Origin of the sequence: Lutibacter sp., from assembly GCF_041562875.1 — a bacterium.
In the GTDB taxonomy this organism is placed as follows: domain Bacteria; phylum Bacteroidota; class Bacteroidia; order Flavobacteriales; family Flavobacteriaceae; genus Lutibacter.
The window spans coordinates 1-11643 of record NZ_JBFFOE010000078.1 but is presented as its reverse complement, the minus strand read 5'-3'; the positions used below and the strand labels follow the sequence as shown (position 1 = coordinate 11643).

Sequence of the window (11643 nt, the reverse complement as noted above, 5' to 3'; positions counted from 1 at the left end):
TGTGTTGGTCTTTTGTGGGTTTTAATCCATATCCAATTGATGGGTATTCACGAACAGGAATTAAGAGATTATTGCGATTAGAACGCATAAAAAGTGGTGAAATAAAAGAGAATTTAAATTTGCCTTCAGGTGCATTAAAATCTTATAATGAAATTTCATTAAACCTTATTTCAAAAAAGAAAGATAGTACAGCTCAGTTTCTAAAAAAAGAGGAACAATTCAACAAAGAAATTAATGGACTCTTTTATGGTTTAGATAAAAGTTATTCACTTTCAGTAATTGATATTTCTGATGTGAATAATATTCGTTATGCTGCCCGTAACGAAACTGCAGGTTATCAACCAGGAAGTGTTGGTAAATTGGCAGTTTTAACAGGTTTATTTACCCAATTGGCTAAAATTTATCCAGATTCTTTTGAAAAACGTATAGAATTATTAAGAACAAAATCTGTAAAAGCAGGTTTATGGGGATTAATAGATGAGCATACGATACCAATTTTTAATATTGAAACTAATAAATTAGTGAAAAGACAAGTGATTACAAGTGATGTTTTTAGCTTGTTTGAATGGACAGATCATATGATGTCTGTAAGTAATAATGGTGCTGCAAGTATTGTTTGGAGAGAAACGTTATTAATGGCTGCGTTTGGTGAAGATTATCCAGCTTTAACACAGGAAGGAGCAGATGCTTATTTTAAAAATACACCTAAAAAAGAATTAACTGATTTAGGAAATGATGTGGTTAATTTACCATTACGAAAACTTGGAATTACTTTTGAAGAATGGCGTTTAGGAACTTTTTTTACAAGAGGAGCAAATAATTTTATTGGCAGTAAAGATGGAAGTATTGGGAGTCCAATTGGTTTAATGAAGTTTTTAGTGCAATTAGAGCAAGGAAAAGTGGTGGATGAAAAATCTAGTTTAGAAATGAAACGATTGATGTATATGACAGATAGAAGAATTAGATATGCACAATCACCAGCATTAAGGGATGCGGCAGTTTATTTTAAATCGGGAAGTTTGTATAAATGTGATAGAAGTAAAGGTGAACCTTGCGGAAAATATATGGGAAATGTTCAAAATTTTATGAATTCTGTGGCTATTGTAGAGCATCCAAATAATAAAAAATATATGGTGGTTTTAATGACGAATGTTTTAAGAAAAAATTCTGCAAGTGATCATATGTATTTGGCAGGAAGTATTGATAAATTGATTAATAAATAAACTATTATTTATTTTTTACTTAATATTTCTAATGCTTTATTTCTAATTTTTTCATTCGTATCATTTGCAACTAATTCAACCAATCGTACATATTTTGAATCGTTGGTTTTTTCAATTAAATACAATACGGCAAGTTTTAATTTGCTATCATTTCTTTCTAATAAAACTCTATAACACTCGGATTCGCTAAGAATTTTTAAGTTCAGTTTTTTTATTTTTTCTTCAGAAATAGTTTCAACGAGTATAGATTCTGCAATTGGAATCAATTCTTTTTTTAGTTGAATATTTAATATGTTATCTAAAAACTCTATGGCATGTATGCGTTGTTCTTCTTTACCGTTTAAAATAATATTAAGAATAGGTTCAACATCGTTAGGTGGGTATTTAATGCCTAAAAATCTAAAAATACGTTGTAATTGTCTATCCAAACGTTGTTCTAATAATTGCATTAACCCATTTCTAGCTTCAATAACCTCAATGTTTTCATTTAAGTAATCTTTCTTTTTGTATTGAATAACAATTTGTGAGTGAATTATAGAAAGTGTATTTTGATATAAATGACATTCATCTAGCACCTTATCAATAATATAGCTGTCTTTAATATATAGATTTGGATATTTCCATTTTAACCTTTTTAATGCTTCAATGGCTTCAATTTTAACTGAGTGTTCTGTATTGTCTGTTAATTGTTTTAAGGAACTTATTGCTTTTTGTGAAGCAAATTTTTCAACAACAGCAACCGCATGAATGGCATCATCTAAAGCGATAGATTCTTCCTTTACACTTTTAACTAATATTTCAATAATAGGTTCACCGTAGCTAAATAATGCATTAATAGCAGGTTTTCGGGTATCTTTACCACTTAAAAAATCAATGAGAGTTGGTATAAATAGTTTATCTAAAGTTTTAGCACTGCTTAAAATAGCAGTATTTTGAATGGATTGATTTTTAGACTGTAATTGTTCCTTTAAAATATGATAAAATTTTTCAACTTTTGCATTTCCTATGGCTTCTAAAATGGCTTGTGTTTTATATGTTTTTTGTTCTTCAGTTACTAATTTTTCACTTTGTTGTAAAGCTAATTGAATTCTTTTTTCTAAATCGAAGCTGTTTTGAAGTAAAGGATGGTTTCTTAACTCTAAAGAAAGTCCAATTAAAGCAGCATTGGCAATAGTATCATCTTTTTTATTCAAATATTTATCAAAAAGTTCGATGGTATTATTATTGTATTTTTTTAATAAATACCTGAAAGCAGCTGTTGTAACTTGTTGATCTCGGTCATTTACCATAGTTTCTATTTGAAAGCATAAATTTTCAGATTTCAAAAAGTATAAATTTTCTATAGCTAAAGCCCTAACTTTTGGCGATTCATGAGTCAGTAAACTTTTAATTGCAACAAAAAAACATTCATCTTTTGCTTCCAACGTTTTTTGAAGCATATGCAAAATTTGACCTTCAGAACCGTTTTTTAATACTTTATTTACAGTACCAATTATTGAAGTTACTGCAATTTCTTTTTTTATTGTTTTTTCTTTTTTTACATGAGAAGTATCTAGTAATTCTTTAAAAGAAATGATATATTCTTTTCGTAAATGATAAATAAAATATAGCCAAACTGAAATTAAAGCAATAATAATTAAACTTATGTATGTTGATGAAATTTCTAATCCATTAATAAAAAAGATTAAAATGAAACCAGCCAATCCTGTTGCAATGCTATCTACAACAACATCAGTAAATGTTTTTGTTTTCTTTTTTATATCAATAGGAATAGGAATTGATAAAAGTTCTGTTGCAGCCTTATTTACAGATTGTTTTAAACTTCCATCAATTATTTTGATAACAATAATTACCCAAATTTGAGGAAGAAATAGTAATAAAATTGAACCAATTAAAATTCCTGAAGGTAGCCATAATAGAGATTTTCCTACACCAAAAGTTCCAACAATGCGCTGTGTTAAAAATAGTTGAACCATTAACGAAATAACACTTAATGTTGAAAACCAAAAACCAAAAAAGGAAGTTAATTCTTCTTGATCTTCAATAAGTCTTGAAGCATAGTCACTATATTGGTAATCAACCATTTTTGCAACTAAAACGCTTAATCCAATTACAATGGCAATTAAACTTAAAAGTTTTGATTGTTTAATCAGTTTAAAAGGTGATTCCCCTTTTGGACTGGTACGAAGAGAAACCTGAAATGTGTTTAATTTAACAACTTCGGTTTTCCATATATATTTTGTAATTGGTAAACAAAAAAATACAATAAAAGCAGCAACAAAAAGTAAGCTTTCAGTTCTTAAAAAAGTGGTAAGAATAGATGTTAAATATCCCCCAAAAATTCCACCTGCTATTGCTCCAGCTCCAATAAAGCCAAATACCCTTTTTGCTTCCCTAACATTATAAACTAAATTAGCCAAAATCCAAAATTGTGAAGCGGTTAGTAAACCAAAAATTGCGACCCAAATATAGGGAATGTACAAAATTAAACCTCCAGCTATATTAAAGGTGAAGGCAATTCCAAAAACAATTAACGATAGTACAGAACCAATAATAGTACCTTCAATAATTTTATTTAGAGGATATTTTTCTAAAATTTTATCATAAAAGTAAGAACCAACAATAGCCATAATTGCTGTTAATACATATCCTAATGGTAAAGCATCAGAAGTTAATTCAGATAGAAAAAGTGAATTTATAGTTGGTTTAACTATTAATAAAGTAGTTATTAATAAAAAAATATTGAGTTGAAGTAAAAGTGTTTTGTGTAGCTCTTCCTCTTTTAAATCAAATACTTGTAAAATATATTTTTTAAGAGTTATGATGTTAAACATTTATATTCTTTTTAAAAAAAGTTGAAGAAATTTTCATTAAAGATATTGAAATGTATAGTGTAAACAAAGAATTTCACTTGAAACAATTTGAATTTGTAAATGAAGAACTAATTAATAATTTTTAAGAACTTTTTCAACTGGTTTTACTAAATTTCGAATGATTTTTTCACCTGAAGCATCATCTACTAATGCCACTAAAATATAACGCCTATTAGGATCTTTCCCCCAAACTAAAATAGAATCAGAATGAAAGTTTTTCCAAGAGCCAGACTTTCTAAATAAACGAGCATTTGGAGCAATTTGATCTAAAGTATTTACAAATTTATGATGTAAGGCAGGATTTTCAAGAATACCAAGCATTTGTTTTGACCTTTCGTTGTTTACCAATTTTCCGTTGGCTAATAAATAGTAAAATCTACAAACTTGGTTTACAGTTGCAGCATGACTTAAATTTTTTAAAGGCTCTCTATGTGTTTCTCCACTGCTGGCATACCTTTTTCCAACCCATAAGCCTCCACCATGCTCTTCATCGTATAATTGGTATTTTTCATCAGTTAAAACACTTTCAATTTTATCAAAGCCTAATCTATCAATCATTCTAGTAGCTGCTTGGTTGTTAGATTTGCTAATCATTAATCTCATGTCATTATTAACTTCAGAAGTTTCTTTTAATTCTCCTTTTTCTATGGCATCCATAGCCGCTAACAACACTGCAATTTTAGGTAAACTAGCTGCATACATCATATTGTTGCCATTAATTCTAGCATATTCAATATGATTTTGATTGCTTAAATCAATAACTCCAACTGCTAATTTATTTTGTTGAATTAAACTTTTCCATTTTGGAATTTTATTTAATTCTAATTCTAAACCTTTTTGAAATTCAAAGTTTAAAAGACTTCCTAGTGGTTTAACATTTAATTGGTTAGTATGAATCGGCAAGTCGTTTTGCCCATAAATAATCGATGTGACAAATAAAAACAAAAACAAGAATGTTTGAAGTATTTTCACTTTATAGACAGTTTTAGAGATAAAATTTTAAAAAAATAGTAATTTATTAGAGTACTATACTTAAAACTAGATAATTACAATTTTAGTATATTATTTATAATGCCAATGCTTTTTTAAGTGCCTTTTCAATAGGTACTACTAAGTTTCTAATAATACTTTCACCATTGGCATCATCAATTAATGCAACTAAAATATAACGTCTGGTAGCTTCTTTTCCCCAAACTAAGATAGAATCTGAATGGAAGTTTTTCCAAGAACCTGATTTTCTAAATAATCTTGCACCTGGTGCAATTAAATCTAATGTGTTTACAAATTTATGATGTAAGGCTGGGTTTTCCATGATATCTAGCATTTCTTTAGATCTTTCATTATTTACAAGTTTTCCATTTGCTAATAAATAATAATATTTACAAACCTGTGCAACTGTTGCAGCATGACTTAAATGTTTAAGTGGCTCTCTATTTGTTGACCCTCCAGCAGCATAACGTTTTCCAACCCATAAACCGCCATAGGTTTTATCGTATAATTTGTATTTATCATCAGTCATTACGCTTTCTATTTTGGCATAACCTAACCTGTCTATCATTCTTGTTGAAGCCTGATTGTTTGAATTACTAATCATTAATTTCATATCTTTTATAACTTCTGGAGTTTCTTTTAGTTGCCCTTTTTCAATTGCATCCATTGCAGCTAATAATACTGCAATTTTTGGCAAACTTGCGGCATACATCATTTGATTGCTATTTACACTAGCATATTTAGCATCTTGTGGATCACTAAGATCAATTACCCCAACAGCCATTTTATTTTGTGCAATTAATTTTTTCCAGGAAGGAACTTTATTTAATTCTTGTTCTAAGCTATTTTGAAGATCAGAATTTTTTAAACTATTTAGCGGTTTTATTTTTGAATCATCTAAACGTAAAGGCAAATCACTTTGAGATTTTACTGTAGACGTAATGAAAAGTGTTAAAACTATAATTAATTGATATAACTTCATTTAGATGGTAAATTGAATATTTAAAAACAAACAAATGTATTTATTATTTAAATATGTTGTTTGTTAAAATTTTCAAAAAAACAAAAAAATAGTTCCTTATAAACGCAGGGTTTTAACAAAATAATGGTTAAAAAATAATTTTAAAATTAAAATTTATAACTTTTATAGTTAAAATAACTAAAAATTGAAGTAGTTTTTTTATAGAACATAAAAGAAGTTTTTATAATATTAAAAAATAAAGAATATTAATGGGATAGCTATTTTTTAAATTAATTTTTTTTGTGCTGTTTTCTTCATTACATTTTCTACAATTTCAAAAATTTGCTTTTTAAGTCTATTATATTTTTTTTCATAGCTATTTATTTCGAGCGCTAATTTTTTATGGGTTTCTAGAAAGTTTGTATTACCGCTTACACTATTATTTTTAATTAAGTCAGACAATATTTCTTCTTGTTTCAAAATTTGTTCTAAAAGTGATTGCCCAATTGCTTTCTCTTCAGAAATTTTTTTAACAGAGATTTCAATTTTTTTTGCTAAACCTGAAGCTAAACAATCAATATATTTTGAGCTAAGTAAATGCTCTAAAAAACGAATTTCATCATTTATAAAGTGAATCTCAGAGATCCATATTTTAGCATCTTGATGTAATTCTTCAGTACTTTTTTCCCTGCCATACCAATCTTTTTTAATTTTAGTTCCCATTTTAGTAGTTTTAAGTTATTTTATTAAATGTAAATACTAAAAGAAGCAAATAAAATGAGATGAATCATTTCATTGTTTTTCATTTTTATTATTGGTTATTTTATAAGCCCACTTACATATTGATAAATTCGAGCTTTTAGTTTTTTATAACCTTCTAAATAATTGAATACTTCTTCTTCTAAATCTTCAAAATTTAAATTAGAAGATTTTAGTTTGTTACTTAACTGTTTTTTTTGATGGTGTATATTTTTTTGAATTAAATTTCTGTCTTCCTCTAAACTTTCAAGATCTAAAATAAATAATTGTATATGCTCAAATAAATTAGGAATTTTAGATTTGAAAGGATAGGTTTTTAGAAGGTGTTTTAAAAATGATAATTCTATTTTAATAAATTCAAATTCAGAAACCCATAATGAAATATTATAAAGAAGTTCATTAACACTTTTGTTATGACTAAAAGTCACATATTTTAATCCCGATTTCATGATGTTTTAATTTTAGCATCTCTCTAAGTTCTTTATTATTACGGTAAATTAAAATGATATATATCAAATATTTCAACAAATTTAAAAATAGGTTTTTAGAAGAAATGAAGGATTAACTCCTTGTTTTACTTACTACTATGGCATAAATTATATTTTCTAGAAATTTTTAGATGTTTTAAAATTGAGGAATATCATTTTGTGAATCTAAAACAAGTAATAGCTTTATGTAAATAAAAATTATTGAAGTCATGAAAAATCTACTAATTTTAATAATGTGCTTTAGCATTCAGCTAGTTGGGTTTGCTCAAGTTATAAGTAATATTGATGAAGTTACTCCAATAAATGAAGATTTGATAGCGATAAGAAATGGGAATCAGTGGGGTTTTTTAAATGAAGAAGGCTTATTAGTTATTGATTATAGAGATGATTTTGTTTTGAATAAAGATGAAGCAAAATCATATCCATACTTTAAAGATGGAAGGTGTTTAATTAGAAAATTAATAGACAACGAATATTTATATGGATTTATAGACACTGCTGGTAATGAAGTAATTGCGCCTCAATATTTAAATGCTTCAACTTTTTATAATGGATATGCAATTATTAGTAAACTTTTAAAAGAGAAAATAGGGTTTAATGAAGTTTTAAAAAAAGATATTACTAGTTCTAAATTAGAAGAATTTATTATTGACACTCAGGGGGAAATTGTGCTCTATTTAGAAAATCCTCGAAATTATATTCCTCCAACAGTAATTTCAAAAATCCCACCTAAATTCTATTCAAAATTTATTGCCCCACACTTAATAGCAGTTATGAAAAAAGATGAAAAATGGGATATTTATAAATTTTAACTTAAAAAGGCATTGTTATGGGACTAAATTTTAATCAATTCGCAAAAGAAGCTAATACGTTTTTAAAAGAGTATGCAGTAACTTTAAATCTAAGAGATGATACAGATAAAGCAGGACGTATTTTATCTTCTATTTTACATGGGTTACGAGAGGTAATTTCAACTGAAGAATCATTACAACTAATTGCTCAATTCCCCATGTTTTTAAAAGCAATATATGTAAATGGATGGTCTAGTAAGGCTAAAATAAAAGTTAAAAGTTTGGAAGATTTTATATATGTTATTAGAGACTTTAATGGCGTTACTTCCGTCGTTGATTTTGAATCTGATGAAATTGCGGAAAATTATATTAAATCAACATTTATAATTCTTCGCAAGTATATCTCTCTTGGTGAATTAGAAGATATTAGAACGGTTCTTCCTAAAGATTTGAAATTTTTGATATATCAAAATGTAATGTTTTAAAATCTAAGATGATGAATATTATTGAAAAACATGGAGAAATAGAAATTCCTATTGGGCAAATTAAATTAAGAGGAAATTTAAGATTGGCTGCCAATAGCAAAGGAATTATATTATTTTCACACGGTAGCGGAAGTAGTAGGTTAAGCATTCGGAATAATTATGTAGCTAATTTATTGCTTGAAGGTGGATTTTCTAGTTTACTTTTTGATTTATTAACAACTGAAGAAGATACAATTTATGAAAATCGATTTAACATTGATTTACTTACAGATCGACTTTTGAAAGTTACAAAATGGGTTAGTAATTATAAAGATACAAAGCATTTGGCAATTGGTTACTTTGGGGCAAGCACTGGTGCTGCTTCTGCTTTAAGTGCAGCAGCCAAATTAGGCGATACTATAAAGGCAATTGTTTGTAGAGGCGGACGACCAGATCTTGCACTAGAAATTTTAAAAGATGTAAAAACACCTACACTTTTATTGGTTGGTGGTAATGATAGTGTAGTTATTGAATTAAATAAAAAAGCGCAGTCAAAAATAAAAGGTATTTGTGAACTTAAAATTATTGAAGGAGCCACACATTTATTTCCAGAACATGGAAAATTAGAACAGGTAGCAATGCATACAGGCAATTGGTTTGATACCTATTTGAAAATATAAAAATGAAGTAAAATGTTCGCTAGTAGGGAAGAAGTTGGTAACTTAATTGCAGAAAAGTCAATTAATTATTGTAAAAATACAAAAACTGTAATTATAGCAATTCCAAGAGGAGGTATTGCTGTTGGAAGTGTAATTTCAAAAAATAAACCCTCCATTAGAAATAGTGCTATCTAAAAAAATAGGACATCCTTTTAATAAAAAATATGCCAAATGTACTTCTTACAGTTTGTTTGCTTGTACCCAGAGATTTTAGATCTGTTGGTCAATTTCATGAAGAATTTAATCAAATAACTGATATAGAATGTGTTAGGTTATTAAAAGAAGCCAATGATAATTTTCAATTAAGTTTTTCTAAATAACAACTCTTACAAATGAGGTTTCATTTCACTTTTACGCTTTTTAAGGAGTATTTTTAAATCTCGTATAGTTTCATCTGTTGCTTCTTCAAAGCTTTCTTCGTTAGAAGAAGCAATTATTTTTGGACCTGGTAAACTTAATTGAATATCACAAATTTTACCTTTTCCTTTTGGATCTTTTTCTAGTTTATAAAAAACTTCAGCTTTAATAAGCCACTCGTATTTTTTAGCTAATTTATTGAGTTCTTTTATTACAAAAGCCTCCATAAATTCACTAGTGGGCATTTTTACAAATTGAATGTTAATTTCCATAGTTTTAAGTTTTAAATTGAATTAATACTAACAATTAAATATAGCTATTTCCAGAACAATTAGTAATGATATATATCAACCCTTGTATCTTATTATCTAAAATTTAATTTGAATACATTCTCCTTCATTTTATAATTATTTTGTTCACTTTCTCTTGACTAATGTTGGGTACCGTATTTTTCTTTCCATAGCTGTTTTAAAAAAGAGACATTAAAAATTATCCTGAGAATCACTAATGCCAAATCAAGGGAATTAACGATTACGTAAGTTTACCATCAAGATTATTAGCTTTGTAAAGCTGGTTGTTTTTACTTGCAGCATTGATTTTTCTTTTTTTGATGTTTTTTTCTAAACCTTTGCAAACAGCACCATATAATTATGTTCATATTTTTTTGCGCATTTTGGACAATAAGCATAATGTACATAATATTTTTTAGCAATTTTTCTATGTTTGCTTAAATAGTCATTCATTTGTCTTATAAATTTTGGAATGGCGTTATAGTTACCATCAAAAACTTTAGTCATAAATGTGCCGGAAATTGTTGTATTATTAGAATTAGGTACCTTGCCAGTTACTGATAAATAAATTTCTGATTTAAAAAGGTGTGGATCTGTAAATAACAATAAAACACTTTCCATGTTTTCTGACATTTTGTTGGAATCTTCTGCCATTTTCATCATTTTGGTTACTTTTTTTCCAATCAATAGAGGAAAGGGAATGTGAAATAATGTGGGTACTGATGTTTTTACGAATGGTTTACAATCCCAATTAAACGTTTTTTTATTCCATTTCTCAGGATGAAATAGAGGGCAGCATTCATTGTTTTCTTTTTTCATCTTATTAGTTGTTTAATTTCACATTTGTTTTAGAGCCTGAAATAGTAAATTCACGAATACCTTATAAAATAACTAATAATTAAATGAGTAAAAAAGTTTAGGTTGAAGAAAATTCTACCTTTAAACAGGTCTCATAAGCCTATTAAATAGTTTTAATAACTTTTTGAAGCTTATCTTCAACCTCCATTGCAATAGGAATTAAAGACTCATTTATAACTGCTTGCATAGAAACTATTGGGTTTATGACAGAGACTTCAATTATTCCTAGTTCTTTTTCCTGAATAATAACATTGCAAGGTAGCATTGTTCCAATCTTATCTTCAGCTTTTAATGCTTTGTAGGCAAAAGTAGGATTGCATGCTCCCAAAATTTTATAGTTATAAAAATCTACATTTAATTTTTTCTTTAATATTGATTTTATATCTATTTCCGTAAGAATACCAAAGCCTTCCTTCTGAAGTTCTAAGGTTACTTTTTCTATTGCTTCTTGAAATGTTTTATTGTGTAGCCGTTTAGAATAATAATAATTCATTTTTTAATATTTTAAGAATGTTTACAATATAGAAAAAGGTTAAAATAGAAACAGGGAAACTTGCGCTTCCCTGTTTCCTGAAAAGGTTAAATTTGTTATATCGCTTTCAAACAATTTTAAAATCATTTTATCTCTAAAACAATCCAAAACTATCGTCTTTAAATAAACATCTTTAAGCTTTTCATTTCAACCTTTGGTGTTTTTCAACAGCAAGGGTTTATTTTTTTAGAAACAGGAAGTCGAAACTTCCTGTTTCTTTTATGAAAAGACTTCGGTAACTTTTTGAAATTGAAATAATCTTTCAAAAAACTTTTATTTCTAAAAATTAGAATAATAAATTAACCCTTCAAGAAGTATCTAGATCTTCCCATTATAAT

The 11643-nt window shown here is 27.4% G+C and carries 14 protein-coding genes; 6 read left to right on the top strand and 8 right to left on the bottom strand.

Translation table 11 applies throughout. The features are described from left to right. The first annotated feature begins 14 nt into the window (after positions 1-14). Positions 15-1223 (top strand): serine hydrolase, encoded by a 1209-nt coding sequence (locus tag ABY863_RS10395; protein WP_372794536.1) that lies wholly within the window; start codon positions 15-17, stop codon positions 1221-1223. An 8-nt stretch (positions 1224-1231) separates the two neighbouring features. Here ABY863_RS10395 and ABY863_RS10390 read toward each other — a convergent pair whose 3' ends face one another. The 5 genes from ABY863_RS10390 to ABY863_RS10370 form a co-directional block, all read right to left on the bottom strand. Beyond that, positions 1232-4057, bottom strand: a complete 2826-nt coding sequence (locus ABY863_RS10390) for an Npt1/Npt2 family nucleotide transporter (RefSeq protein WP_372794534.1) — start codon at positions 4055-4057, stop codon at positions 1232-1234. Between the two features lie 111 nt (positions 4058-4168). Then, complete coding sequence (locus ABY863_RS10385; protein WP_372794532.1) at positions 4169-5068, bottom strand: serine hydrolase; 900 nt, start codon at positions 5066-5068, stop codon at positions 4169-4171. A 94-nt stretch (positions 5069-5162) separates the two neighbouring features. Further along, positions 5163-6068: a serine hydrolase gene (locus ABY863_RS10380; protein WP_372794530.1), complete on the bottom strand. Its 906-nt coding sequence runs from the start codon at positions 6066-6068 to the stop codon at positions 5163-5165. A 264-nt stretch (positions 6069-6332) separates the two neighbouring features. After that, positions 6333-6770: a hypothetical protein gene (locus tag ABY863_RS10375; RefSeq protein WP_372794528.1), complete on the bottom strand. Its 438-nt coding sequence runs from the start codon at positions 6768-6770 to the stop codon at positions 6333-6335. Positions 6771-6865: 95 nt separating this feature from the next. Beyond that, positions 6866-7255 carry a hypothetical protein gene (locus ABY863_RS10370; RefSeq protein ID WP_372794526.1) on the bottom strand — a complete coding sequence of 130 codons (390 nt, stop codon included), beginning with the start codon at positions 7253-7255 and terminating at the stop codon, positions 6866-6868. A gap of 248 nt (positions 7256-7503) precedes the next feature. On the opposite strand from ABY863_RS10370, the gene ABY863_RS10365 reads away from it, so the two are divergent. The 5 genes from ABY863_RS10365 to ABY863_RS10345 are packed head-to-tail and all read left to right on the top strand — an operon-like array spanning position 7504 to position 9588. After that, a complete protein-coding gene (locus ABY863_RS10365; RefSeq protein WP_372794524.1) occupies positions 7504-8106 on the top strand; it encodes a WG repeat-containing protein in 603 nt (200 codons plus the stop codon). A gap of 17 nt (positions 8107-8123) precedes the next feature. Further along, on the top strand, positions 8124-8570 hold the full coding sequence (locus ABY863_RS10360) for a DUF2267 domain-containing protein (protein WP_372794522.1): 447 nt from the start codon (positions 8124-8126) through the stop codon (positions 8568-8570). An 11-nt stretch (positions 8571-8581) separates the two neighbouring features. Continuing rightward, positions 8582-9229, top strand: coding sequence for a dienelactone hydrolase family protein (locus ABY863_RS10355; protein WP_372794520.1), 648 nt, complete (start codon positions 8582-8584; stop codon positions 9227-9229). A 12-nt stretch (positions 9230-9241) separates the two neighbouring features. Then, a complete protein-coding gene (locus tag ABY863_RS10350) occupies positions 9242-9403 on the top strand; it encodes a hypothetical protein (protein WP_372794518.1) in 162 nt (53 codons plus the stop codon). A 29-nt stretch (positions 9404-9432) separates the two neighbouring features. Further along, positions 9433-9588, top strand: coding sequence for a hypothetical protein (locus ABY863_RS10345; RefSeq protein WP_372794516.1), 156 nt, complete (start codon positions 9433-9435; stop codon positions 9586-9588). Between the two features lie 6 nt (positions 9589-9594). On the opposite strand, the gene ABY863_RS10340 is transcribed toward ABY863_RS10345, so the two are convergent. The 3 genes from ABY863_RS10340 to ABY863_RS10330 form a co-directional block, all read right to left on the bottom strand. Beyond that, positions 9595-9897: an HPF/RaiA family ribosome-associated protein gene (locus tag ABY863_RS10340; protein WP_372794514.1), complete on the bottom strand. Its 303-nt coding sequence runs from the start codon at positions 9895-9897 to the stop codon at positions 9595-9597. A 348-nt stretch (positions 9898-10245) separates the two neighbouring features. After that, positions 10246-10734, bottom strand: a complete 489-nt coding sequence (locus tag ABY863_RS10335) for a hydrolase (protein WP_372794512.1) — start codon at positions 10732-10734, stop codon at positions 10246-10248. Between the two features lie 142 nt (positions 10735-10876). After that, complete coding sequence (locus ABY863_RS10330; RefSeq protein ID WP_372794510.1) at positions 10877-11266, bottom strand: DUF302 domain-containing protein; 390 nt, start codon at positions 11264-11266, stop codon at positions 10877-10879. Positions 11267-11643 lie beyond the last annotated feature (377 nt).

What these genes read in the sequence shown, in the direction of transcription:
- ABY863_RS10355 (WP_372794520.1), top strand. Translation starts at nt 8,582, where the DNA reads ATGAATATTATTGAAAAACATGGAGAAATAGAAATTCCTATTGGGCAA.
- ABY863_RS10360 (WP_372794522.1), top strand. Translation starts at nt 8,124, where the DNA reads ATGGGACTAAATTTTAATCAATTCGCAAAAGAAGCTAATACGTTTTTA.
- ABY863_RS10380 (WP_372794530.1), bottom strand. Translation starts at nt 6,068, where the DNA reads ATGAAGTTATATCAATTAATTATAGTTTTAACACTTTTCATTACGTCT.
- ABY863_RS10335 (WP_372794512.1), bottom strand. Translation starts at nt 10,734, where the DNA reads ATGAAAAAAGAAAACAATGAATGCTGCCCTCTATTTCATCCTGAGAAA.
- ABY863_RS10375 (WP_372794528.1), bottom strand. Translation starts at nt 6,770, where the DNA reads ATGGGAACTAAAATTAAAAAAGATTGGTATGGCAGGGAAAAAAGTACT.
- ABY863_RS10350 (WP_372794518.1), top strand. Translation starts at nt 9,242, where the DNA reads ATGTTCGCTAGTAGGGAAGAAGTTGGTAACTTAATTGCAGAAAAGTCA.
- ABY863_RS10330 (WP_372794510.1), bottom strand. Translation starts at nt 11,266, where the DNA reads ATGAATTATTATTATTCTAAACGGCTACACAATAAAACATTTCAAGAA.
- ABY863_RS10345 (WP_372794516.1), top strand. Translation starts at nt 9,433, where the DNA reads ATGCCAAATGTACTTCTTACAGTTTGTTTGCTTGTACCCAGAGATTTT.
- ABY863_RS10390 (WP_372794534.1), bottom strand. Translation starts at nt 4,057, where the DNA reads ATGTTTAACATCATAACTCTTAAAAAATATATTTTACAAGTATTTGAT.
- ABY863_RS10370 (WP_372794526.1), bottom strand. Translation starts at nt 7,255, where the DNA reads ATGAAATCGGGATTAAAATATGTGACTTTTAGTCATAACAAAAGTGTT.
- ABY863_RS10340 (WP_372794514.1), bottom strand. Translation starts at nt 9,897, where the DNA reads ATGGAAATTAACATTCAATTTGTAAAAATGCCCACTAGTGAATTTATG.
- ABY863_RS10365 (WP_372794524.1), top strand. Translation starts at nt 7,504, where the DNA reads ATGAAAAATCTACTAATTTTAATAATGTGCTTTAGCATTCAGCTAGTT.